The sequence below is a fragment of the Ancylobacter mangrovi genome (assembly GCF_024752335.1).
Classification (GTDB): domain Bacteria; phylum Pseudomonadota; class Alphaproteobacteria; order Rhizobiales; family Xanthobacteraceae; genus Ancylobacter; species Ancylobacter mangrovi.
The window spans coordinates 460,336-483,922 of sequence record NZ_JANTHY010000001.1 but is presented as its reverse complement, the minus strand read 5'-3'; the positions used below and the strand labels follow the sequence as shown (position 1 = coordinate 483,922).

The following is a 23,587-nucleotide window of genomic DNA, read 5'->3' as shown; positions in this document are numbered from 1 at the left end:
AGGCATCGCCCCCTCACCCGACCATCGGCTTGAAGGTCATGGCGACCCCGTTCATGCAGTAGCGCAGGCCCGTGGGCTTCGGCCCGTCCTCGAACACGTGGCCGAGATGCCCGCCGCAATGCGCGCAGAGCACCTCCGTGCGCAGCATGGCGAAGGAGAAGTCGCGGCGCTCGCTGACCGCGCCGTCCAGCGGCTTCCAGAAGCTCGGCCAGCCGGTGCCGCTGTCGAACTTGGTGTCGGAGGAGAACAGGTCGCTTTCGCAGCCGGCGCAGGCGAAGACGCCGGGCCGGTGCTCGTCGTTGAGCGGGCTGGAGAAGGGCCGCTCGGTGGCCGCGCGCCGCAGCACCGCATATTGCGAAGGGGTCAGACGCTGGCGCCATTCGGCATCGGTGTGGGTCACCGGAAACGGCGCCTTGGCCGTCTCCGCCCGCGCGCCTTGCCCGTAGCGCAGCGCGAGAGCGCCGAGCGCGGCGAGGCCGGAGAATGTGAGGAGACGTCGTGTCATCATGCGCGTGCTCCGCTGAAGGGGCATCGCCACCCGGGTCACGGGAGGCGCTCCCCTCCTCTACGCGTCGCAAGGTTACATCGTTACAGGCGGCCCGCGTGTCACGGCTCGGTGTGCGGGCGAGCGTCCGGCCGGCGCCGCCTCGCTACTCGCCGAGCAGCGGCTCGTAGCGCGCGTCGGTCAGCGTCTTGAGGAAGGCGACCAGCGCGTTGATGCGCCGGTCGTCGAGCGCCGGGCCGGTCTCCAGCTCCTTCATCGACAGCGTGCCGGCGACCTCCGGCGGGTCCCACTCGCGTCCCGTCTCGGGGTCGATCTGCCGCTTGGGAGAGGAGGAATTGTACTTGTTGTAGAAGAGGATGACGGTCCTCAGGTCCTTGAAGACGCCATTGTGCATGTAGGGCGCCGTCACCGCCACGTTGCGCAGGGTCGGCACCTTGAACTGGCCATCATGGGCCGGGTCCGTCACGTCCTCGCGCGCCAGCAGGCCGTGGTCGAGCGGAGCCTCCAGCTCGGGATTGCGCGGCACGCCGATATTGTGGAAGCGATAATCGGTGAAGGTCTCGTCCCTGCCGCCGGAAGGGTGCAGCTTGTGGCACTGGCCGCAACTCGTGAACTGGTTGGAGAAGAACAGCACCCGGCCGAGTTCTTCCTGCGGGGTCATCTTGTATTCGCCGCGCAGGTAGCGGTCATATCTGGAATCGAAGGGCGAGACGGCGGGGCTGCGCTCATAGGCCGCCAGCGCCTCGGTCAGGGCGGCGAAGGCGCGCTCGTCGCTGTCGAACACGTCCGGCCCGAACTGCTTGCGGAAGGCCTCGAGATAGGCCGGCTTCTCCTTCAGCCGGGCGACCACGCTCGCCCGGTCGGGCATCGCCATCTCGATCGGGTTGAGCAGCGGCTGGCCGGCCTGGTCCTCCAGCGTGTCGGCGCGCCCGTCATGGAACTGGCCGCCGACATAATGCCCTTCGCTGTCCTTGCCGAAGCGCGGGCTGAAGGTGGCATAGCTGACCGTGGGCGCATTGCGCACGCCAAGCGAGGTGCCGTCGTCGCCGATCGAGACCGGCCCGCCGCGCGGATCGGCGAAGCCGGTCGAAGGGTCGTGGCAGGTGGCGCAGGACTGCGTGCGCTCGCGCGAGAGGTCGGTGTCGAAGAACAGCGTCTCGCCGAGCTTCTCCAGACCGGGCGCGTCGGCCGAACGGTCCTGCGCACCCGCGACCGCCAGCAGGCCCGCGAGCATGGAGGTCGCGACGGCGAGGGGAAAGGCGGCCTTCATCATGCCCGCGAACATAATACCGATCGGCGGCGATTTTCAGGCGATGCGACGCGATGAAGCACTATAGTGATTTGAAATATCGAAGGATTCCAAAGTGCGACTGACGGGCAGACAGATCGTCGAGGGCCATGCCGGCGGGCCGGTCGTCGCCGCGCCCGTGCCGCTGTCGTTCTGGGGCGGCGTCGACCCGCAGACCGGCATCGTGGTCGACCGCTACCACCCGCTGCACGGCCGCAGCCTCGCCGGCACCGTGCTCGTCATGCCCGGCAGCCGGGGCTCGTGCACGGGCAGCAGCGTCGCGTTGCAGCTCCTCATGAACGGGCGTGCGCCGGCGGCCTTCGTCTTCACCGAGGAAGAGGAGATCGTCACCCTCGGCGTCATCATCGCCCGCAGGATGTTCGGGGTTTCGGTGCCGGTGCTGCGGCTCGCCGGCGACGACATGGCGCGGCTCGCCGAGGCCGGACGGGCCGAGATTTCCGGCGACACGCTCATCGCCGAAGGCGCGCCCGCCGCCGCGCATCGTGACGCCCCGGCGGGACGCGCGGCGACGGCGCTGAGCCCCGCCGACCGCGCCATGCTGCGCGGCGAGCACGGGGAGGCCACCCGCTTCGCCATGGAGGTGGTGGTGGAGATGGCGGGGCTCTACGGCGCGCGCGAGCTGATCGACGTCACCCGCGCCCATATCGACGGCTGCATCTACACGGGCGAGGCGAGCCTGCGCTTCGCCGAAAGGCTGCGCGATCTCGGCGCACGGGTGCGCGTGCCGACGACGCTGAACGCCGTCTCGGTCGACGGGCGGCGCTGGCGCGCACTGGGGGTCGACGCCAGCCTCGGCGAACCGGCCTGGCGGCTGGCCGAGGCCTATCTCGCCATGGGCGCGCGGACGAGCTTCACCTGCGCGCCCTATCTGCTCGACGCGCCGCCCGCCCTCGGCGAGCAGATCGTCTGGGCCGAATCCAACGCCGTCGCCTATGCGAACAGCGTGCTCGGCGCGCGGACGATGAAATATCCCGACTATCTCGACATATGCGTCGCCATCACCGGCCGGGCGCCGCTGGCGGGCTGCCATCTCGACGCCGGAAGGCGCCCCGCCGTGGCGATCGAGGTGGCGCCTATTTCGGCGCCCAACGATGCCTTCTTCGCGCTGCTCGGCCATCATCTGGGCGAAATGTCGCCGGAGGCGATCCCGCTTGTGCTCGGGCTGGAGGACGCGGCGATGACGGACGACGACCTCAAGGCCTTCGCCGCCGCCTTCGCCACCACCTCGGGCGCGCCGATGTTCCACATCGCCGGCATCACACCCGAAGCGCGGGAAATCGCCGCCGCGCACGCGCTGGCGGAAACGCTGCCGAGGCTCTCGGTCTCGCGCGCAGACCTTGCCGAAAGCTGGCGGCGCATCAATGGCGAGGAGGGTGCGGGCGAGGAGGGCGCGGCCCGCATCGACCTCGTCGCGCTCGGCAACCCGCATTTTTCCTTCACCGAGATCGAACGCCTCGCGGCCCTATGCGCCGGCCGGCGGAAAGCGGCTGATGTTGCGCTCGTCGTCACCTGCGGACGGGACGTTTTTGCCCGCGCGCAGGCGGCGGGGCTGACGGCGGCGCTTGAGCGCTTCGGCGTCTCCTTCGTCAACGACACCTGCTGGTGCATGATCGGCGAGCCGGTCATCCCGCCTGCGGCTCGCGCCATCCTCACCAGCTCGGGCAAATACGCCCATTACGGCCCCGGCCTTTCCGGGCGCCGCGTGATGCTGGGAAGCCTCACCCAATGCGTGGAGGCGGCCTCTACCGGGATATTCGACACCGCTCTGCCCGGCTGGCTGGCGGGCTGAGTCCGCGCGCATGAAAAAGCCCGGGAGGCCGCAAGGCTCCCGGGCTCGAACCGCACCGCAGATGGGCCGGCCGTCAGGCCGGGTCGTAGAGCCGGCGCTCGAGCAGCGCGCTACCCTTCAGACCGTTGAGCGCCTTGGCGCCGGCGAGCACGGCGAGGTCGACCAGCGGCTCGATGATGATCACCAGCATATAGGCGCCGCCGAAGGAGGCAATCGAGGCCGCGTTGGCGAGCGTGAAACCCTGGCCGTAGAAGGCCCAGAACGCCACCCAGACGACAATGCCCGCCTGGTAGGTGGTGGAGAGCGCCAGCGCCTGCCGGTACTTCAGCTCCACATAGGGCGTGCCCGGCGCGATGATGCGATGCGCGAGCCCGGTCAGCGCGAACAGCGGCACCAGCAGCGTAGTGACGTTCATGCCGTATTGCGGCAGGTCGAACGGGGCGAAGAACAGCCCCTGGATCAGCAGGCCGAGCGCGAGGCCGATCGCGGCCGGCGCAAGACCGAAGATCAGGAACAGCGTCGAGCCGAGGATGAGGTGCACCTCGGACACGCCGACCGGATAATGCGGCAGAATCTCGAAGAACGAGAATACGAGCGCGGTAGTCGCCGCGCTGCGCACCAGCAGCGAGCCCAGGCCGCGCTCGCGCACCGCCTCATAGGCGGTCTTGAGCGCATAGGTGCCCGCGCCGGCGGCGGTCACGTAGCTGAGCCAGATCTTTCCTTCGGCGACGAGGCCGGGTTCGATATGCATGGGATGCTCCTTTGCCGCCTCTCCCGGCGGCGTGAGGGTGGACGCTCATGCATGGCCGGTCTCCTGACTCGCGGGTCACGGCTGCCTTCCGCCTTCCCGGAGCCATCCTCGCGGATGGCATCCAGTGGCATCGTGGAAGGCCGCTCGCCGCTCACAGTCGCGGGGGCGGTCGGGGCTGGGGCGATCGGCCTTGCGGCGCTCTCGCCCTTCCCCGTTCCCGTTTCATCCGGGCGAGTCACCCCGCCCGGACACCATGCACGCCCTCAGCACGCACCCAAGGGCACGGGCCTGTCAAGCAGGGCCGACGCCGCGAGAGGTGCGGCGGCGACGTCAGTGCCGGCCGCGCACCGGCACCGGCGCGGGCTGCGCCTTGGTGCGGGCGACGTCGTCCATCAGCTCGTACCACATGGCGTTGAGCACCGCGAAGGCGGCGGCCAGCGGCAGGCCGAGCAGCCAGGCGAAGTACCACATGATCGGTCTCCTTCTCAGTAGGCGTGGCTGTTGTCGCGCTGGATCTCGGCCGTATCGACCTTGCCCCACAGCACCCGGTAGACCCAGGTGGTGTAGGCGATGATGATCGGCATGAAGATCACGGTGCAGACCAGCATGATGAACAGGGTGAGATGGCTCGACGAGGCGTCCCACACGGTGAGGCTGGAGCGCGGGTCGACTGTCGAGGGCAGGATGAAGGGGAACATCGACACCCCCACCGTCGAGATGATGCCGAAGATCGACACCGTGCTCGCCAGCAGCGCTGTGAACTCGGCCCGGGTGCGCAGCAGGATCAGGCTCGCCAGCGCGCCGAGGATGCCGAGCGCAGGCCCCGCCATCATCCAGGGATGGGCAGCGTAGTTGGCGAACCATGCGCCCGGCGCGATCTCCACCGTCTTGGCCAGCGGGTTGGACGGGCCGTCGGGGACGAGCGCGCTGGTGATGCGGTAGCCGTCGACGCCGAAATAGAGCCAAAGCCCGCCGAGCACGAACAGCACCAGCGTCGCCAGCGCCGCGTAGCTGCCGATGGCCCGCGCGCGACGGTCGACATTGCCCTGCGTCTTCAGCGCCAGCCAGCCGGCACCGTGCATCACCACCATCGCCACCGAGAGCAGGCCGCACAGCAGGCCGTAGGGGTTCAGCAGCTCGAACAGCGTGGTGCCGTCATAGAAGATGCGCAGGTCGCCGTTCAGGTGGAAGGGCACGCCCTGCAGCACGTTGCCGACCGCGACCCCCATCACCAGCGCCGGCACCAGCCCGCCGACGAACAGCGCCCAGTCCCACGCCGTGCGCCACATCGAGCCCTCGCGCTTCGAGCGGTACTTGAAGCCGACCGGGCGCAGGATGAGCGCGAACAGGATCGCGAACATGGCGAGGTAGAAGCCGGAGAAGGACACCGCGTAGAGCGGCGGCCAGGCGGCGAAGATCGCGCCGCCGCCGAGGATCAGCCACACCTGGTTGCCTTCCCAGGTCGGGCCGATGGCGTTGATGACGACGCGCCGTTCGAGGTCGGTCTGCGCGACGAAGGGCAACAGGATGTCGGTGCCGAGGTCGAAGCCGTCCATGACGGCGAAGCCGATCAGCAGCACGCCGAGCAGCAGCCACCAGATGACGCGCAGGACGTCGTAGTCGATGAGCGTGTGGAGGATCATGGTTCCTACTCCGCGGCGACGAGGTGAGCGGGGATGAGTTCGGCGTCAGGCTCGTCGTCCGGCTCCGGTCCCTGTCGGATGGCGCGCACCATCAGCGTCATCTCGATGATGATCAGCACGGTGTAGATCAGCGCGAAGCCGACGATCGTGGTGAGCACGGTCGCCGCGCCGAGGCTCGACACCGCGGCGGCGGTGGGCAGCACGCCCTCGATGATCCAGGGCTGGCGGCCGAATTCCGCCACCACCCAGCCGAGCTCGACGGCGACCCAGGGCAGCGGGATTGCGATCACCGCCACCCACAGCAGCGGCCGGTAGCGGTCCAGCATCCGCCGCGCCGACAGGAAGAAGAACACCGAGGTCAGCGCGATGAAGGACAGGCCGAGGCCGACCATGATGCGGAACGACCAGAACAGGGTCGGCACGCTCGGCACCGTGTCCCAGGCCGCCTGCGCGATCTGCTCGGGCGTCGCGGCGCGCGGATCGTCGACGTAGCGCTTGAGCAGCAGCGCGTAGCCGAGGTCGGTGCCGTGGTCCTCGAAGGCCTGGCGCACATCCGGCGGGATGGCGGCGTCCGAGCCGGCGGCGCGGATCTTCTGCAGCGCATCGAAGGCGATCACCCCGCTCTTGATCCGGTCCTGCGCATGGCCGACGAGCTCGTTGATGCCCGGCACCACCGTGTCGAGCGAGCGGGTGGCGATCAGGCCCAGCACCCAGGGAACGCGCACCGCGAAATGGGTCTCGCGGTCGGTCTGGCTCGGCAGGCCGAACAGGGTGAAGGCGGCCGGCGCTGGCTCGGTCTCCCACATCGCCTCCATGGCGGCGAGCTTCATCTTCTGATGCTCGGTGGTGAGGTAGCCGCTCTCGTCGCCCAGCACGACGACCGACAGCGAGGCGGCTAGGCCGAACGAGGCGGCGACCGTCATCGAGCGCTTGGCGATCTCGATGTGCCGGCCCTTCAGCAGGTACCAGGCGGCGACGCCGAGCACGAAGACCGAGGCCGTGACGTAGCCGGCCGAGACCGTGTGCACGAACTTCGCCTGCGCCACCGGGTTTGTGACCACCTCGAAGAAGTCGGTGATCTCCATGCGCATGGTCTGCGGGTTGAAGGCCGCGCCGGTCGGGTTCTGCATCCAGCCGTTCGCGACCAGGATCCACAGCGCCGACAGGTTCGAGCCCAGCGCCACCGCCCAGGTGGTGACGAGGTGCCCGACCTTGGAAAGCTTGTCCCAGCCGAAGAAGAACAGGCCGACGAAGGTCGCCTCCAGGAAGAAGGCCATCAGCCCTTCGATCGCCAGCGGGGCGCCGAAGATGTCGCCGACATAGTGGCTGTAGTAGCTCCAGTTCATGCCGAACTGGAACTCCATGACGATGCCGGTGGCGACGCCGAGCACGAAGTTGATGCCGAACAGCGTGCCCCAGAACTTGGTCATCTGGCGCCAGATCCGCCGCCCGGTCATGACGTAGACCGTCTCCATGATGGCGAGGAGCACGGAGAGCCCCAGCGTGAGCGGCACGAACAGGAAGTGGTAGAGCGCCGTCATTGCGAATTGCAGGCGCGAAAGGTCGACAACATCGAGTGTCATGGTCGGTTCCGGTTGCGTCCGGTCTCCTTTTGACGCGCCGCCGGGGCGACGCCGGGGGTCGTCTCAGTCAGGTCGCAGCGCCTCGAGCGCCGCTGCGAAGCCGGGATCGCCGCGCCGGCTGGTGCCGGTCACGCGACCTTCGGCAATCACGATCAGGCGGTCGGCGATTTCCGCCTCGCGCCGCAGATGGGTGGCGAGGACGAGGCTGCGCGGGCCCGCCGCCTGCGCCAGCTTTGCCAGCACATCGCGCGCGGTCGCCCCGTCGAGCCCTTCGGTCGGCTCGTCGAGCAGCCACAGCGGCGCGGGGGCGAGCACCAGCCGGGCGAGCGCCAGCCGGCGCGCCTGCCCGCCGGAAAGGCCGAGGCCGCCTTCGCCGAGCCGGGTGTCGAGCCCGCCGGGAAGGCTGGCCACGACCGCGCCGAGCCCGGCCGCCTCCAGCGCCGCCAGCAGGCGTTCATCGTCAGCCTCGGGATCGGCGATCAACAGGTTGCCGCGCAGCGTGTCGCGGAAGAGTTCGGTGCGTTGGGTGAGCAGCACGGACGGCAGGGCAGCGACCTCGCCGCGCGCGGGCCGGATCTCGCCGGCGATGGCGGCGAGCAGGGTCGACTTGCCCGCCCCGCTCATGCCGACCAGTGCGATGCGCTCGCCCAGGGCGATGGCGAGGTCGATATCCGTGAGCGCCGGCAGCGGCGCGCCCTCGCGCCGGACCTCGACATCCCGCAGCCGCACCGCCTCGCCCGCGCCGGGCGTCGCCCGGGGAATGGCGGGAGGCGCGGCGGCGGGCGCAAGGCGCGGGGCGACGCGGCGGGCGGCGATCAGCGCACGCTCCAGCTCCACCACCCCGCGACGCAGCGCAGCGAAGGGATCGAAGGCGGCGAGCGCCAGCAGCAGCACCAGAGCGGCGGCCGGCGCGTCGATCGTGCCGGCCCCGTTCAGCGCCGCCACCGCCAGCAGCGCCAGCGCCAGCAGCAGCGTGCCGGCCATCGCGAAGCCGGCGGAGATGCGGGTCTCGACCCGGTTGAGCGCGTCGTCCGCCTCGGCGAGGCGCCGGTCGGCGGCGGCGAGCCCCTCGCGGGCAGCGGCGAGACGGCCGGTCATGATGAGTTCGGTCTGCCCGGCGACGAGGTCGACCGCGCGGGCGCGCAGCACCTCCAGCGCATGGGCGCGGCGCCGTGACGGCCGCCGCGCGGCCCGCAGCGCGATGAGCGGAACGAGCGAGCCGACGCCGAGCACGATAAACGCGAAGGCGAGCGCGAGGCGGGCGTCGAAGAGGCCGATCAGGAACGCCACGCCGAGCGTCGTCGCCAGCGCCGCGATGACGGGGACCAGCACCCGCAGATAGAGCGAATCCAGCGCGTCGATGTCGAGCGTCAGGCGGAACAGCAGGCGGGCCGGCCGGTCGGCGAGCCGCCCCGCCGCCTCGGGCGCGGCCCAGCCGCGGAACAGCCGTTCGCGCAGCCCGGCCAGCACGGCGAGCGCCGCGTCATGCGTCACCAGCCGCTCGCCATAGCGCGCCGCGGTGCGGGTCAGCGCGGCGAGCCGGATGCCGGCGGAGGGGGCGAACACGTCGAAGGCGAGCGCCGCCGTCACCGACATGCCTGCGATCGCGGTCGCGGTGATGAACCAGCCCGAGAGCGCCAGCAGGCACGCCCCGGCGAGCAGCGTCAGCGCCGCCAGCGCCGCACCGGCGAAGAAGGCGCCCCGCCGCTCGGCGAGGAACAGGCGCAGGATCGCGCCCATCGCCCTGAGGTCGCGCGCAAGGCCGCCGCGCGGCTCCGCATGACGGGAGGGGCCGATATGGGGGGTGACGTGCGGGCCGGTGCTCATGCGTCCTGCTCCTGCACGTCCTGCTGTTGTGCAGCGTGGTCGAGGCGGATGACGCGGTCCATGCGCGCCGCCAGCGCAGGATCATGGGTGGCGACGATCAGCGTGCGCCCCTGCGCCAGCTCGATCAGCGCGTCGCCGACCTCGCGCGCGGTGCCGCTGTCGAGATGCGCGGTCGGCTCGTCTGCCAGCACGAGGCGGGCCTGCGGCGTCGCGGCAAGCCGCGCCAGAGCGAGGCGCAGCGCCTCCCCCCCGGACAGGCCACGCCCGCCCTCGCCGATCGGCGCCGGGCCGCGCACGCCCGCCACCTTGCCGAGCCGGGCGGCGACAAGCGCGCGACCGGCCGCGCCGGCGTCCACCCCGGCGCGGCCGAGGCTCACATTGCTGCGCAGCGTGCCGGCGAAGATGTGCGGCTGCTGGCCGATATAGGCCATGGGCGCGCGCAGCCGCGCCGCGCTGCCCGCATCCATCGCCGCGCCATCGACGCTCACCCGCCCGCCCTCGTGCGCGACGAGCCCGGCGATGAGCGCCAGCACGCTCGACTTGCCGGCCCCGCTCGGGGCGAACAGCGCCACATGCTCGCCGGGCGCGATGTCGAGCGAGAGGTCGTCGAACAGCAGCGCCGGCTGGCCGGCATGGCGGAAGCGCACATGGTCCAGCCGCACCGCCGGGGCATGCCCGCCGCGGGCCGGCACGGCCGCGTCGGTGCCGACGATCCGCGCCCCGTCGCCGGCAAGCGCCTCGATCGCCTCCAGCGCCGCCTGCCCGGCCGCGCGGTCGTGCCAGGCGGCGGAGAGCTCGCGCAGCGGCTCGAAGAAGGCGGGCGCCACCAGAAGGATGAACAGCCCCTCGCCGAGGCCGAAATCCCGGCCCCAGCTTCCGAAGCCGATGGTGCCGAGCAGGTGGAAGCCGACATAGACCGCCACCATGGCGACGCCGAGCGCCGAGAACAGCTCCAGCACCGCCGAGGAGAGGAAGGCGATGCGCAGCACCGCCATGGTGCGCTGGCGCAGGCTCTCCGCGTCCGCCCTCAGCCGGGTCGCCGTCGCCTCCACCGCGCCGAAGGAGCGGATGGTCGACAGTCCGCGCAGCCGGTCGAGCAGGAAGGCGTTCATGCCGCCCAGCTCGACGTGCTGGGCCTCGCTCGCCGCCTTGGCGCGCCAGCCGATCAGCGCCATGAAGAGCGGGATTAGCGGCGCGGCGACGGCGAGGATGAGCGCCGCCACCCAGGAGAAGGGCAGCACGCAGGCGAGAATGGCGAGCGGCACCAAGGTCGCGCGCCGGCGCGCCGGGACGAAGCGGGAGAGATAGGGTACCACCGCCTCCGCCTGCTCGGCCAGCGCGCTGGCGACGAGGCCGGAGGCGGGCCGGCGCGTGTCGAGTGGCGAGCCGAGCGCGAGCGCCTCGGCGGCCGCCGCACGCAGCCGCGTCAGCTCGCCCCGCGCGGCACGGAAGGCAAGGCGCGAGCCGGCCGCCTCCAGGAGCGCGCGGACGACGCCGAGCAGCGCGAAACCGCCGGCGGGCAGAACCATGTCGGCCAGCCCCTCGCCCCGCACCAGCCCGGCGACGGCAAGCGCGAGAAGGCCGGCTTGCGGCAGCCACAGCAGGGCGCCGGCGATCTGGAGCGCAATCGCCGGGCGAAGCGCGCGGGCCCCGGCGGCGGAGCGGGCCTTCGCGCCGCGGGGGGCGTCGGGAACAGCAGATTCGGAAGCGGGGACGGCGCCGGGAGCGGTGCGTATGGCGGTGGCGAGGCCCATCTCACTCGCCCCCCGCCCGGGCCACGTCGGTCCGAGTGTCCCCGGCCTCGCGCGCGGCCTTCGGCCGGCGGCAGCCGAGCGTGACGACACGGTCCTTGGCTTCCAGCAGTCGGGTGATCTTGGCGCCGAGGCTCAGCAGATTGGCGAGACGCTCGGTCTCCAGCCGCTTCACGTCGTCATACCAGGTGGTGAGCTGGTCGATCAGGCCGTGCATCTCGGCAATGCGGCCCTGGGCGAAGCGTTCTTCGTCGCTGCCCGCCGGCTGCATCAGGATCTCGCGCAGCACCGAGAGCGTGGGGTCGACCTCGCGCTTCTTGCGCTCCTCGGCGAGCGTGCGAAGGATCTGCCACACATCGTCCGGGGTGGTGAAGAAGTCGCGCCGGTCGTCCGGCAGATGCTTGTGCACGACGAGGTTCCACGCCTGCAGTTCGCGCAGCCCCATCGAGACGTTGGAGCGCGACAGGCCGAGCGCCTCGACGATGTCCTCCGCGCAGAGCGGCTCGGGCGAGACGTAGAGCAGCGCGTAGATCTGGCCGACCGTGCGGTTGATGCCCCAGCGGCTTCCCATCTCGCCGAAATGCAGCACGAAGGACTGGATGAGCGGCGGCAGGTTCACGGCGTCTTTCCCTACGGTAATTTCAGAAATTCCTGAAATCCGAGTTCGGCTGTACGCCATTCTGAGCGGCTACAAATCCGGCTCTTCCCGTATCGCGCGACGTCAACCGCGCCGATTTTCCGAACGCCCTGCGGCGGCCGGAGCGGCCGCGAAACCTTGACGACGCCGGCTTTCTCAGCCCTGCCGGGCGGCGAGGGAGCGCGCCGCCCACATGCCCGCGAGCATGGCGGGGACGAAGGCGAGCGTGCCCGGCGCGGCGAGGCCGATCGCGGTCAAGGCGGGGCCGGGGCAGAAACCGCCCAATCCCCAGCCGATGCCGAACAGCGCCGGCCCGACGATCAGCCGGGCGTCGACGTCGGTGCGGGTCGGCATGCGGAACCGCTCGGCGAGGAGCGGCGCCGGCCGGGCGGTGGCGAGGCGGAAGCCGAAGAAGGCCACCACCACCGCGCCGCCCATGACGAAGGCGAGCGAGGGGTCGAAGGTGCCGAACAGGTCGAGGAAATTCAGCACCTTGGCCGGATTGCTCATGCCGGAGACGACGAGACCGACGCCGAACAGGAGGCCGAGGCCGAGATTGACGGCTATGGAGACGAACTTGCCGGACATCTTCTCAGCCTCCGATCAGGTGGCGCATCACGAAGACGGTCGCGAAGCCCGTCGCCATGAATACGCCGGTGGCGACGAAGGAGCGGCGCGAGAGCCGCGCCAGCCCGCACACGCCGTGGCCCGAGGTGCAACCCGAGCCCCACACCGAGCCGAAGCCGACCAGCAGCCCGGCGGCGACCATCAGCGCGAGGTTGGAGGAGACCGTCTGCATCACCGGCGCGCCGGTGGCGGCAACGACGAACGGCGCGGCGACGAGGCCGGCGACGAAGGCCAGCCGGCCGGCGAGGCCGCCGTCGCCATAGGGCGGGAACAGCCGGCTCGCGATCCCGCTGATGCCGGCTATGCGCCCTTCCAGCAGCATCATCAGCACGGCGCTGAGCCCGATCAGCATGCCGCCGACGAGCGAGGCGACGGGGGTGAATTCAGTCATGATCTTCCTGTCCGGCCGTCTGCCGCTCCCCGGACGCGCCGGGTGCGCAGAACAGCGCGTGCATGGTGGAGATGAAGGTCTGCACCCGTGGGTCGGCGAGGCGGTAGAAGACCTGCTTGCCTTCCTTGCGACCGGCGATCAGGCCCGCCTCGCGCAATCCCGCGATCTGCTGCGACAGCCCGGGCTGCCGGATGCCGAGAAGCTCTTCCAGCTCGCGCACCGAGCGTTCGCCGTCCACGAGGGCGCAGGCGACCAGCAGCCGGTCGGGATTGGCCATGGTCTTGAGGAAGGCGGAGGCTTCTCCGACCCTTTCCTTCATTCCCATGGCCTCGCAGGAGAGCATATCGACCATATTCAGCCCCAGTTGGCGCCCTTGAGCAGATCGAGCGGGATCTTCAGATAACGCGTCCCGTTCGATTCCGGCTCCGGCAGCCGTCCTCCGTTGGTGTTGATCTGCAAGGAATGCAGGATCAGCTTCGGCATGGGAAGGGAGCGGTCGCGCGCCTCACGTATTGCGACGAACTCGGCTTCGCTCTTGCACTTGGCCATGTGGATGTTGGCCGCCTTCTGCTCGGCGACGGTGGATTCCCACAGCGGCTGGCGCCCGCCCGGCTGGTAGTCGTGGCCGGTGAAGATGCGGGTCTCGTCCGGCAGGGCGAGAATGGCCTTGATCGATTCCCACAGCACCCTGGCGCTGCCGCCGGGAAAATCCGCCCGCGCCGTGCCGCTGTCCGGCATGAACAGCGTGTCGTGCACGAAGGCGGCGTCGCCGATCACATAGGTGATCGAGGCCAGCGTGTGGCCGGGCGAGAACATCACCTTCGCGTCGATGTCACCGACCTTGAAGGTGTCGCCATCGGCGAACAGCCGGTCCCATTGTGAGCCGTCGGCGGGGAAGTCCGGCCAGTTGTAGAAGCCCTTCCAGAGCTTCTGCACGTCCTTCACCTTCTCGCCGATCGCGGTGGGCGCGCCGGTCTTCTGCTTGAGATAGAAGGCGGCCGAGAAATGGTCGGCATGGGGATGGGTGTCGAGGATCCACTCGACCGCGTAGCCCTTCTGCCGCACGAAATCGAGAATGCGGTCGGCATTGCGCGAGGCGGTCTGGCCGGACTTCTCGTCGAAATCATAGACCGGGTCGACGATGGCGCACTTCTTCGTCGCCGGGTCGGCGACGACGTACTGGACCGACCAGGTGCGCGGATCGAAGAAGCCGGTCACTTCGGGTTTCTGGGTCATTTCTCTTCCGCCTTGACTTGCTGGCTGACGTTGCGGCGCTCACCTGCGCGCGCCGAGCGGGCAGGTGGAGATGCCGAGGATCGAATAGAGCGGGCAGGTGCCGACGATGCCGGTGAGCAGCGGCACAAGGCCGACCAGCCCCACCCAGCGCGCGGCCCCGTGCAGCAGGAGGATCAGCGACAGCAGCGCCAGACCGACGATGATGCGCAGCACGCTGTCGATGCGTCCGATATTGCGGGTCATGTCCTCACCCCTTGAGCGCGGCAGGTTCGTCCCTGCCATTTGTTTAATTAATTTGATTTCAAAAAAATGCAATCGTTTTTATGAAAGTATTAATGCGTATGAGGGCCCCCGGGCGCCATCGCGCTTGCACACGGGCGCGCGGGCGCCTAGTCACGCGGGAAAGCATGCGGCGGGCGTGACGTGACAACCGGCTCGACTTCGGAACAGGAGACCCTCTGGCACCGGGTGCGCCGGCTTGCCCGCGCGAGCGAGCTTGGGCTCGTGCTCGCCGCCGCCGTGGTCGGCGTGCTGTCCGGGCTGGTGGTCGTGGCCATGAGCTCGGCCATGCAGGGCCTGCACGTGCTGATCTTCGGCATCGACCCGCACGGCCATCTCTCGATCGCAACCGGGCTGCCGGCGATGCTGGTGCTGCTTGCCCCGGCGCTGGGCGGGCTCGCCTTCGGCCTCGTCTCGGCGCTGCTGCGCCGGCGCGGCTTCGGCCAGCCGGTCGACCCGATCGAGGCCAATGCGCTGCATGGCGGGCGGATGTCGCTGAAGGACAGCCTGATCGTCGGCGCGCAGACCATCGCCTCCAGCGGGGTGGGCGCCTCAGTCGGGCTCGAGGCCGGCTACACCCAGGCAGCGAGCGGCGTCGCCTCGCGCCTCGGGCAAATCTTCCATCTGCGCCGCGCCGACCTCAGGCTGATGGTCGGCTGCGGCGCCGGGGCGGCGATCGGCGCCGCCTTCAACGCCCCGCTGATGGGCGCGTTCTACGGTTTCGAGCTGATCCTCGGCACCTATGCGATCCCGGCCTTCGTGCCGATGATGACGGCGAGCTTCACCGCCACGCTGACGCGACAGACCCTGCTGCCGGACATGCCCCCGCCCTTGCCCGCGCTCGGCGCGCCGCAGATGAGCGACCTGCCCGCCATCCTGCTACTGGGCATTCTGTGCGCCCTGATCGGCATCGTCATCATGCGCGGGGTGACGCTGGTCGAGGCCGGCTTCCGGCGCTCGGCGCTGCCGGCGGCGCTGCGCCCGATGATCGGCGGGCTGATCGTCGGGGCGCTGGCTCTGTGGAGCCCGGCGGTTTTGTCGGCCGGGCACGGCGCCGTCTACTACTATATCGGCGCCGACGCGACGCTCACCTTCCTGCTGATACTGCTCGGCGCCAAGGTGATCGCCTCGGCGGTGTCGATCGGCGCCGGGTTCCGCGGCGGCCTGTTCTTCGCCTCGGTGCTGATGGGGGTGCTCGCCGGGCGCGCCTATGCGGCCGGGCTCGACCTCTTCGTGCCGGGCGTCGCGGAATCGCACGCGCTCTACGCGCTGATCGGCATGAGCGCGCTGGCGGTGGCGGTGGTCGGCGGGCCGATGACCATGACGCTGCTGGCGCTGGAGATGACCGACGACCTGACCCTGACGCTGGCGGTGCTGGCGGCGGCGGCGGCGGCCTCGCTGATCACGCGGCGCCTGTTCGGCTTCTCCTTCACCACATGGCGCTTCCACCTGCGCGGCGAGAACATCCGCGGCGCCCATGACGTGGGCTGGGTGCGCGACCTCACCGTCGAGACCATGATGCGCCGCGAGGTGCCGCAGGTCAGCGCCGACATGACGATCGAGGAGGCGCGCAGGGCCTATCCGCCCGGCTCCACCAGCTATCTGGTGGCGACGACGCCCGAGGGCTTCTATGCCGGCATGGTACCGCCCGCCGCGCTCTACGAGGCGCGCGAGAGCGAGGAGGACGCGGGCGCCCCGCCCGCCACGGTGCGCGCGCTGCTGCGCCAAGTCGACGACACGCTGCGTCCGTCGATGACGATCCGCAAGGCGCTCTCGGCCTTCGCCCATGCCGAGGCCGACGCGCTGGCCGTGACCACGCCGGAGCGGCGCATCGTCGGCATCCTCAGCGAAGCCCACGCGGTGAAGCGCTACAGCGACGAGATGGGCCGCCGGCTGAGCGAGCTCACCGGCGAGCGGCTCGACTGACCCCGTCCTTCGTTGCCGTTGCGTCTCCCCGGCGACCGGCGTGCTGTCACAAATTGAAACACGGCCGAGACAGGCTGGTGATCCCCGGCAGCTAGCAAGAAGGTCAGGGCATACCGTCCGCACCGGTTCGCGGCGGGGTGCCGTCATCCTGCCAGGGGGAATTTGGCATGCTGAAGAAGCTCTTCGTCGCCGCCGCGCTGATCGCCGGCGCCACGCTAGCCGGCACCGCGTCGGGCAACGCCGCCACGGCCGCCGTCTCCACCGCCAACGTCAATCTGCGGGCCGGGCCCTCGACCGCCTATCCGGCCGTGACCGTCGTACCCGCCGGCACGCCGATCACCACCTTCGGCTGCGTCAGCGGCTATAGCTGGTGCGACATCGCCTTCGCCGGCTATCGCGGCTGGGTGGCGGCGAGCTACATCCAGCTCGTCTATGGCGGCGCGCCGGTGGTGCTAACCGCGCCGGTCGCGGCGGCGGTCGGCATCGGCGTGGTCGCCTTCAACCGCGCCTATTGGGATCGCTACTACACCGCCTATCCCTGGTACGGCCGCTGGGCCGCCTACCCGCCTCCGCGCGCCTATGGGCCCTATCCGGCGCCGCGCGTCACCTCGCACAGCCGCGACGTGACCTGCGCCAACGGCTCGTGCACCGGCACCAGCGGCACCACCGGCCGCTATGGCGGCTCGACCTCGCAGACCCGCAGCTGCGCCGACGGAAGCTGCAGCTCGACCCGCAACACCGAAGGGCCCTATGGCGGCAGCGCCACCCGCACCCGCTCCTGCGCCTATGGCTCCGGCTGCTCCGCGACGCGCTCGGGCGTGACCGGCGGCGGACGAACCTTCGGCGGCACGCGCAGCTTCAGCCGCTGGTAGCGCCGCCGCCACGCCGGGCAAACGAAAAGGCCGGGAGCGCGCTCCCGGCCTTCTTCACGTCGGAATGCCGCCGGTTCAGAGCGGCGCTCCCAGGCCCTCGCCGCGGCGCCATTCCACGAAGCGGACGACGCGCTCGACCAGCCGCGACTGCATCTGCTTGACCATGTCGAGCTGGCCCGGCGTGAGCTTGGCCTTCAGCGCGTCCGCCGCCGCCTGCAGCGTCTTCGCCTTGTCGGCGCGTTCGATGGCGCTCGAGGTGATGTCGTCCACGAGGTCGAAGGCGGCGGCCTCCTCGCGCGTCTTCCTGTCGGTCCAGCGCCCGACACGCTCGCCGGTCGGGATGAAGGCGATCAGCGCGCCCGTATAGGCCCGCCAGGCCTCCATCTGGTCCGGCGTGATGCCGAGCGCGGTCTCCTGCGCCGACAGCAGCGCGCCGGCGACGAGGCGCGCCATCGTTCCGTCGAAGGCCGGCATGCCCGGCCCGAAAGCCGGCACGTCGCAAGGCCCGACCTCCTGGAAGCCCCCGTCGAGCGGGTCGGCGCGCAGGTGCACGACGCCGAGCGCGGGCAGCGCGAGGGCGGCGAGCGCGCCGGCGGCCAGCGTCCCGCCAAGCACGGTCCGCAGCGGTGCCTTTCCCGAAAGCAGTCTCATGGCAGTCATCCTTTGCCGTTGAGGAGGACCGCACCCTGGGACGGCAATGTCTCCCCCGGCCTACGCGCGCATGTCGATTTGTTTCAGTGCCCCCGCGCCTCAGGCAGCGGGCAGCGCCACCGTGACGCGCAGCCCGCCATGCGCGCTGTCGCCGAGCTCGATCGTGCCGCCATGCAGGTCGACGATGCGCCGGACGATGGTGAGGCCGAGCCCCGCGCCGCCGCTGTCGCGGTTGCGCGAAGCGTCGATCCGGTAGAACGGCTCGAACACATGGGCGCGCTCGTCGGGCGGAATGCCGGGGCCGTCATCCTCCACCTGCAGGATGACGCGCGGCCCCTCCGCCCGCACGCTGAGAAACGCGCAATGGCCGTAGCGCAGCGCGTTGCCGACGAGGTTCGCGCATAGCCGCTCCAGCGTCTTCTCGCCCACCGCGACCCGGGCGGGCTCGCCGGGCAGGTCGAGACGGATCGGCTCCGGCGCGGCATGGCCGGCGCGGAAGCGCGTGAGCACGGCGCCAAGATCCGCGACCGCCGGCTCGGCGGACGAGAACGAGCTCTGCGCGAAGTCGAGCGTGTCCTCCACCAGCGCCTGCATCGCCTCGACATCGGCGACGGCGCCGGCGCGGTGTCGGCTCTCCGGCATCATCTCCACCCGCAGCCGCAGCCGCGTGAGATAGGTGCGCAGGTCGTGCGAGATCGCCCCGAGGGTAAGGGTGCGGTTCCTCACCAGCGTCGCGATGCGTTCCTGCATGGCGTTGACGGCGCGGATCAGCGCGCGCAGCTCCGGCGCACCCTTCTCGGGGATCGCCACCGGGTCGAGCTGGCCGCCGATGCGGTCGACCTCGCGGGCGAGCCGGGTCAGCGGCTTCATCTCGCGCGCCACGGCGGCGAGCGCGGCGACCGCCACCAGCACGCCGAACACGCCCGCGAAGAAGCCGATGGGAATGCCGAGCAGGCGCACGGTCACCCGGTCCTTCACGTCGAGGACGAGATAGTCGCCGGTGGCGAGCTGGACATAGACGCGGAACGTCTCGCCCGGATGCGCCTTGTCGCGCGGGTCGAAGCGCGCCAGCACCCGGCGCCCGGATTCGCCCGAGGCCTCGAGCGCCGCGCGGATCGAGAGCTCCACCCGGTGCAGCGAGGTGGAGCCGGCAGCGTCCGCCGGCGGCGCGGCGACCAGCGAGACGTTGCGCCCGTTCTCGGACAGCGCGGTGAACAGGTCCGGCCGCAGCGCGGGCGGCGCCCGCTCGACCAGGCGCACCAGCGAGACCACCTGGCGTGGCAGGGCGGGCGAGGCCTCGCCCAGCAGGCTGCGCCCGTCGCTCAGGCCGAAATAGAACAGCAGCGCCAGAAGCTGGATGGCGAGCAGCGCCATCGCCACGATGAGGATGATGCGCGCGAGCAGGCCGAGGCGCATCGCCGCCTCACGCGTCGCGCACGTCGGCGGAGAACAGATAGCCGGCATTGCGCACAGTGGTGATGATCTGCTCTTCCTCCGGCAAGCACTGGGCGAGCTTGGCGCGCAGCCGCGAGACGGTGACGTCGATGGTCCGGTCGAACGGGTCGGCCGAGCGCCCGCGCGTCCAGTCGAGGAGCTGGTCGCGCGAGAGCACGCGGCCCGGCCGCTCGAGGAAGCAGGTGAGCAGGTCGAACTCCGCCGTGGTCAGGTTCACCCGCTGCCCGCCATCGTCCTCGATCACGCGGGCGTCGAGATCGGCCACCAGCCGGGCGAAGCGCTTGCGCCGGCGCTCGGGCGCCCCCGCCGAGAGCGCCCCGGTCGAGCGGCGCAGCAGGGCGCGGATGCGGGCCAGCAATTCGCGCGGGTTGAACGGCTTGCCGAGATAGTCGTCGGCGCCGATCTCCAGCCCGACGATGCGGTCTATGTCGTCGTGCCGGGCGGTGAGCATGAGGATCGGCACGCGCGAGCGCGCCCGCAGGCGCCGGCAGATCGACAGCCCGTCCTCGCCCGGCAGCATGATGTCGAGAATGACGAGATCCGGCATGCCGCGCATCAGCGCGCGGTCCATCAGCGCGCCGCTCTCGACCGCCTCGACCGCATAGCCCTCGCCGCCGAGAAAATCGGAAAGCAGGCCGCGTATGTCTCGGTCGTCCTCGACCAGGAGTAGCCGTTCCGCCGTCATGGAAGCGGCATGACAGCGGCCGGCCCGCGAGGCAAGCCGCGACCGGTGCCTCGATACAAACTGTTACGAAAAACCGGCTTTCCGAGACATCGGCGCAAAGCGGCGCGCCCATCCTCGCCCTGTACCGAGACGCACCACACCCCGGTCCTCTCGGCAGGCGGGCCGTTCGCGGCCGGCCGGGGCGATGGAGCCCGTCCACCGACCGCCCCCACTGGGCGGGCTCCATGCCCAATCGCTTCATGCCCGATCCGCGGAGCGGCACGCCGTGCCAGCCGCGCGTCTCCCCTTCACACTGGATGGAATCCCATGATCCGCAGACTGAACCTTCGCGCCGCCCTCGTGCTCGCCCTGGCCGGCATCGCCGGTGTCGTCCTCACCGGGAGCGCCTTCGCGCAGACGCCGGCGATGGCGCAGAACCTGTCGACGGCGCAGCGGCAGGCGATCCGCGCCGCCTGCGAGGCCGACATCCGCTCGGCCTGCGCCGGCATCCAGCCGGGCGGCGGACGCATCCTCGAATGCATGAAGGCCAACCCGGACAAGATCTCGCAGCCCTGCAAGGATGCGCTGCTCTCCGCCCGCGCCGCGCAGGCGCAGTGACGGCGGGCCGGCGCGCTTTCGATGAACGTCCAGCCCGACCTCGACCAGTTCCAGTCGCTGCGTCCGCCGGCGCCGCGCGCGCGGCCGCGCGGCAGGCTGCGGTTGGCCGGGCTGGCGCTCGCCCTGCTCGCCGCCGCCTTGCTCGGCGGGCGCTATCTCTATCCCCACGCCGTCGCGGGCGAGACGGTGCGCCCGGGCAGCCTCACGGTCGAGCTCCGGGGTCCCGGCACGCTCGCCGCGCTCTCGGAGGCGAGCGTGGGCAGCCGGATCCAGGGCCGCATCGACAGCCTTGCCGTCGATCGCAACGATAGGGTGACGAAGGGCGAGGTTCTCGCCCGCCTCGGCTTCGACGACCTCGCCGGCGAGCTTACCTCGGCGCAGGCGAGCGCCGATGCCTCCGGACGCGCGGTCGCCACCGCCGAGGCCGAGCGCGACCGCGCCGCCGCGGCGCTCGAGCAGGCGCGCGCGACCCATGAGCGGCAGGTGACGCTGATCGCCAAGGGCGTGGTGAGCGAGGCGACGCTGGACGACGCCCTCTCCGCCCGCCGCCAGGCCGAGGCCGAGCTCGTGCGCACCAAGCGGGCGATCGAGCAGGCGGAGGCCGAGCGCGACGCCGCGAAGGCCCGCGTCGCCGTCGCCCGCGCCCAGCTCGACGACAGCGTGATCCGCGCGCCGATCGACGGCGTGGTGGTCTCGCGCGCGCATTATCTCGGCGAGGTGCTCACGCCCGGCACCGAGCTCCTGCACATCGTCGACCCGAAAAGCCTCGTCCTCACCACGCGGCTCGACGAGAGCACCATCGCCGCCGTGCAGGCCGGACAGACGGCGACCATTACCTTCGGTCCCGCTCAGACGCCGATCACCGGCCATGTGCTGCGGCTCGACCGCGAGGTGGACGAAGAAACCCGCGAGTTCGAGCTCGACATCGCGCTCGACACGCTGCCGGTGAACTGGGCGCTGGGCCAGCGCGGCATCGCCCGGCTCGCGGTCGAGACCCGGACCGGCGTGCTGACCGTGCCGAAATCCTTCATCGCCCGGCGGGACGGCACGCCCGGCCTGTGGGTCGCGCGGAACGGGCGCGCCCACTGGCGCGACGTCGGCCTCGGCGCCGCCGGCGCGAGCCGGGTCGAGGTCACGCGCGGCCTCGCGGCAGGCGACACGGTGCTGGCCCCGGGCGGCGTGTTCGCCGGCATGCGGGTACGGGTCGAGGAGACCCGCCCATGAACCTCGCGCTGAAGGACGCCATCCACTCCCCCACCCGCTTCGCGCTCACCGCCTTCGGGGTCGCCTTCCTGATGACGGCGATGATCGGCATGACCGGGCTCTATCGCGGCGTGGTCGAGGACGCGCTGCTGATCATCGAGCGCATCGACGCCGATCTGTGGGTGGTGCAGGGCGAGCGCGCCGGCCCGTTCGCGGAAGGCTCCGCCGTCGCGCAGGACATGGACCGGCGCGTGGAGGGCGTGCCCGGCGTCGCCGATGTGCGCCGCTTCACCCAGTTCAGCCAGCAATTCGCCTTCGACGGCGCGACGCGGCGGGCCACCGTCACCGGCGTCGACGTGCCCCGCGACGACGGGCACTGGCTCTCGCTCACAGCCGGGCGCTGGCTCCATGCCGGGCGCTACGAGGCTATCGCCGACGCCAGCACCGGCCTTCATGTCGGCGACCGGGTGCGGCTCGGGCTCGACGATTACGACATCGTCGGCCTGACCCGGAACATGGTCGATTCCGCCGGCGACGGGCTGATGTTCGTGTCGATCAACGACGCCACCGCCATCGCCCAGCGCCGCACCTCGGAGGAGGTCCACCTCGCCCGCGCTGCCCATGGCGAGCTTGCCGCCTCGCCGGACGGCAGCTCGGTGGCGCAGGAGAGCAAGATCGCCGCGGTGCTGGTGCGTCTCGACCCGGCGGCGGACCCCGCACGGGTGATCGCGGCGATGGAGCGCTGGGGCGACGTGCGCGTGCTCACCACCGCCCAGCAGCGCGACCTGATGCTCAACGCGCGGCTGTGGAAGCTGCGGCTGCAGATCCTCGCCTTCACCGGGCTGATCCTGATCATCACCGCCATCGTGGTCTCGCTGATCATCTACACCATGACCATCGAGAAGCTGCACGAGATCGCGCTGCTCAAGCTCATGGGCGCGCGCGAAAGCGTGGTGGCGGGGATGATCGGCCAGCAGGCCGGCATGATCGGCCTCGCCGGCTTCGCGCTCTCGCTGCTGATCGCGCGGCTGGTGTTCCCGCTGTTCCCGCGCCGGGTGGTGATGGACCCGCCCGACCTCGCCGCGCTCGGCCTGGCGCTGGCGCTGATCTGCGCGGTCGCGGCCTGGGTGGGCATCGCCCGTGCCTCCAAGGTGAGCGCGCGCGAGGTGCTCTCGTGAGCGGCCCGGTGCTCAGCGTGCGCGGCCTGACGCGCCATTATGCGAGCCCGAGCGGACTGGTGCGGGCGCTCGACGACGTCTCGCTGGAGATCGCGGCGGGAGAGCTGGTCGGCATCTTCGGGCCGAGCGGGTCGGGCAAGAGCACCTTCCTGATGATGGCCGGCCTGCTCGAGGCGCCGACCGCCGGCGAGGTCTGGCTCGCCGGGCAGCGTGTCTCCCATGCCGGCACCGATGTCGACGGGCTGCGCGAGGTGCGCCGGCGCCAGATCGGCTTCGTGTTCCAGCGCGCCAACCTCATCCCGTTCCTCTCCGCCAGCGAGAACGTCGCGCTCAGCCTCGAGATCGCCGATGTCGCGGGGGCGGACGCGATGGCCCATGCGCGGCGCCTGCTGGCGGCGCTCGACCTCGCCCATCGCGCCGACAACCTGCCGACCCGGCTGTCGGGCGGCGAGCAGCAGCGGGTCGCGGTGGCGCGGGCGCTCGCCAACGGCCCGCCGCTGATCCTCGCCGACGAGCCGACCGCCGCGCTCGACAGCGTGCGCGGGCGGCAGGTGATGGAGCTGTTCCGCCGCATCGCCGCCACCCAGGGCGCGGCGATCGCCGTGGTCACGCACGACCCGCGCTCGACCGACCTGTTCGACCGCATCGTCCATTTCGAGGACGGGCGGATGGTGGCGTGACGCGGAACGCGG

At 71.0% G+C, this 23,587-nt stretch carries 24 protein-coding genes and 1 riboswitch; of the genes, 7 read left to right on the top strand and 17 right to left on the bottom strand.

Annotated elements, in window-relative coordinates; genetic code table 11:
* Positions 1-13: 13 nt before the first annotated feature.
* Together msrB and NVS83_RS02215 are read right to left on the bottom strand one after the other, a co-directional pair.
* Positions 14-508, bottom strand: a complete 495-nt coding sequence (gene msrB, locus NVS83_RS02220; RefSeq protein WP_258730990.1) for a peptide-methionine (R)-S-oxide reductase MsrB — start codon at positions 506-508, stop codon at positions 14-16.
* A gap of 142 nt (positions 509-650) precedes the next feature.
* The gene (locus NVS83_RS02215) at positions 651-1,790 is read right to left on the bottom strand and encodes a cytochrome-c peroxidase (protein ID WP_374115006.1); all 1,140 of its coding nucleotides are present in this window, start codon (positions 1,788-1,790) and stop codon (positions 651-653) included.
* A 79-nt stretch (positions 1,791-1,869) separates the two neighbouring features.
* Between NVS83_RS02215 and lhpI the strand changes: the two genes are divergently transcribed.
* The gene (lhpI, locus tag NVS83_RS02210; RefSeq protein ID WP_258737864.1) at positions 1,870-3,603 is read left to right on the top strand and encodes a cis-3-hydroxy-L-proline dehydratase; all 1,734 of its coding nucleotides are present in this window, start codon (positions 1,870-1,872) and stop codon (positions 3,601-3,603) included.
* 73 nt (positions 3,604-3,676) lie between these two features.
* On the opposite strand, the gene NVS83_RS02205 is transcribed toward lhpI, so the two are convergent.
* From NVS83_RS02205 to NVS83_RS02150, 12 genes are all read right to left on the bottom strand, one after another.
* Entirely contained in the window at positions 3,677-4,354 is a 678-nt protein-coding gene (locus NVS83_RS02205) for an energy-coupling factor ABC transporter permease (protein ID WP_258737863.1), read from the bottom strand.
* 36 nt (positions 4,355-4,390) lie between these two features.
* A riboswitch (cobalamin riboswitch) is annotated at positions 4,391-4,625 on the bottom strand.
* 59 nt (positions 4,626-4,684) lie between these two features.
* Positions 4,685-4,825: a cytochrome bd-I oxidase subunit CydX gene (gene cydX / locus NVS83_RS02200; protein ID WP_258737862.1), complete on the bottom strand. Its 141-nt coding sequence runs from the start codon at positions 4,823-4,825 to the stop codon at positions 4,685-4,687.
* A gap of 14 nt (positions 4,826-4,839) precedes the next feature.
* Positions 4,840-5,997 carry a cytochrome d ubiquinol oxidase subunit II gene (gene cydB / locus NVS83_RS02195; RefSeq protein WP_258737861.1) on the bottom strand — a complete coding sequence of 386 codons (1,158 nt, stop codon included), beginning with the start codon at positions 5,995-5,997 and terminating at the stop codon, positions 4,840-4,842.
* A gap of 5 nt (positions 5,998-6,002) precedes the next feature.
* The gene (locus NVS83_RS02190) at positions 6,003-7,580 is read right to left on the bottom strand and encodes a cytochrome ubiquinol oxidase subunit I (protein ID WP_258737860.1); all 1,578 of its coding nucleotides are present in this window, start codon (positions 7,578-7,580) and stop codon (positions 6,003-6,005) included.
* 63 nt (positions 7,581-7,643) lie between these two features.
* Positions 7,644-9,320 carry a thiol reductant ABC exporter subunit CydC gene (gene cydC / locus NVS83_RS02185; RefSeq protein ID WP_258738467.1) on the bottom strand — a complete coding sequence of 559 codons (1,677 nt, stop codon included), beginning with the start codon at positions 9,318-9,320 and terminating at the stop codon, positions 7,644-7,646.
* An 83-nt stretch (positions 9,321-9,403) separates the two neighbouring features.
* Positions 9,404-11,161, bottom strand: a complete 1,758-nt coding sequence (cydD, locus tag NVS83_RS02180) for a thiol reductant ABC exporter subunit CydD (protein WP_258737859.1) — start codon at positions 11,159-11,161, stop codon at positions 9,404-9,406.
* Between the two features lies 1 nt (position 11,162).
* Positions 11,163-11,777 (bottom strand): GbsR/MarR family transcriptional regulator, encoded by a 615-nt coding sequence (locus NVS83_RS02175; RefSeq protein WP_258737858.1) that lies wholly within the window; start codon positions 11,775-11,777, stop codon positions 11,163-11,165.
* 174 nt (positions 11,778-11,951) lie between these two features.
* Positions 11,952-12,383 (bottom strand): DUF6691 family protein, encoded by a 432-nt coding sequence (locus NVS83_RS02170; RefSeq protein ID WP_258737857.1) that lies wholly within the window; start codon positions 12,381-12,383, stop codon positions 11,952-11,954.
* A gap of 4 nt (positions 12,384-12,387) precedes the next feature.
* Entirely contained in the window at positions 12,388-12,813 is a 426-nt protein-coding gene (locus NVS83_RS02165; RefSeq protein WP_258737856.1) for a YeeE/YedE family protein, read from the bottom strand.
* Entirely contained in the window at positions 12,806-13,165 is a 360-nt protein-coding gene (locus NVS83_RS02160; protein WP_258737855.1) for an ArsR/SmtB family transcription factor, read from the bottom strand. The genes NVS83_RS02165 and NVS83_RS02160 overlap by 8 nt, the downstream gene beginning before the upstream one ends.
* Positions 13,166-13,167: 2 nt before the next feature.
* Positions 13,168-14,049, bottom strand: a complete 882-nt coding sequence (locus tag NVS83_RS02155; protein WP_258737853.1) for an MBL fold metallo-hydrolase — start codon at positions 14,047-14,049, stop codon at positions 13,168-13,170.
* Between the two features lie 39 nt (positions 14,050-14,088).
* Entirely contained in the window at positions 14,089-14,292 is a 204-nt protein-coding gene (locus NVS83_RS02150; RefSeq protein WP_258737852.1) for a YgaP family membrane protein, read from the bottom strand.
* A 180-nt stretch (positions 14,293-14,472) separates the two neighbouring features.
* Between NVS83_RS02150 and NVS83_RS02145 the strand changes: the two genes are divergently transcribed.
* Positions 14,473-16,254, top strand: coding sequence for a chloride channel protein (locus NVS83_RS02145; RefSeq protein WP_258737851.1), 1,782 nt, complete (start codon positions 14,473-14,475; stop codon positions 16,252-16,254).
* A 167-nt stretch (positions 16,255-16,421) separates the two neighbouring features.
* Positions 16,422-17,126 carry an SH3 domain-containing protein gene (locus tag NVS83_RS02140; protein ID WP_258737850.1) on the top strand — a complete coding sequence of 235 codons (705 nt, stop codon included), beginning with the start codon at positions 16,422-16,424 and terminating at the stop codon, positions 17,124-17,126.
* Between the two features lie 75 nt (positions 17,127-17,201).
* Here the strand turns inward: NVS83_RS02140 and NVS83_RS02135 are convergent, their stop codons facing one another.
* From NVS83_RS02135 to NVS83_RS02125, 3 genes are all read right to left on the bottom strand, one after another.
* Positions 17,202-17,777: a hypothetical protein gene (locus NVS83_RS02135; protein ID WP_258737849.1), complete on the bottom strand. Its 576-nt coding sequence runs from the start codon at positions 17,775-17,777 to the stop codon at positions 17,202-17,204.
* Between the two features lie 99 nt (positions 17,778-17,876).
* On the bottom strand, positions 17,877-19,193 hold the full coding sequence (locus NVS83_RS02130; protein WP_258737847.1) for an ATP-binding protein: 1,317 nt from the start codon (positions 19,191-19,193) through the stop codon (positions 17,877-17,879).
* Between the two features lie 7 nt (positions 19,194-19,200).
* Positions 19,201-19,917, bottom strand: a complete 717-nt coding sequence (locus NVS83_RS02125) for a response regulator (RefSeq protein ID WP_258731007.1) — start codon at positions 19,915-19,917, stop codon at positions 19,201-19,203.
* Positions 19,918-20,223: 306 nt separating this feature from the next.
* Between NVS83_RS02125 and NVS83_RS02120 the strand changes: the two genes are divergently transcribed.
* From NVS83_RS02120 to NVS83_RS02105, 4 genes are read left to right on the top strand one after another with little or no spacing between them, the layout of a single operon-like run.
* A complete protein-coding gene (locus tag NVS83_RS02120) occupies positions 20,224-20,514 on the top strand; it encodes a cysteine rich repeat-containing protein (protein ID WP_258737846.1) in 291 nt (96 codons plus the stop codon).
* Positions 20,515-20,535: 21 nt separating this feature from the next.
* Positions 20,536-21,738, top strand: coding sequence for an efflux RND transporter periplasmic adaptor subunit (locus tag NVS83_RS02115; protein ID WP_258737845.1), 1,203 nt, complete (start codon positions 20,536-20,538; stop codon positions 21,736-21,738).
* Positions 21,735-22,895 carry an ABC transporter permease gene (locus tag NVS83_RS02110; protein ID WP_258737844.1) on the top strand — a complete coding sequence of 387 codons (1,161 nt, stop codon included), beginning with the start codon at positions 21,735-21,737 and terminating at the stop codon, positions 22,893-22,895. The genes NVS83_RS02115 and NVS83_RS02110 overlap by 4 nt, the downstream gene beginning before the upstream one ends.
* Positions 22,892-23,575, top strand: a complete 684-nt coding sequence (locus NVS83_RS02105; protein WP_258737843.1) for an ABC transporter ATP-binding protein — start codon at positions 22,892-22,894, stop codon at positions 23,573-23,575. The genes NVS83_RS02110 and NVS83_RS02105 overlap by 4 nt, the downstream gene beginning before the upstream one ends.
* The last annotated feature ends 12 nt before the right edge of the window (positions 23,576-23,587 follow it).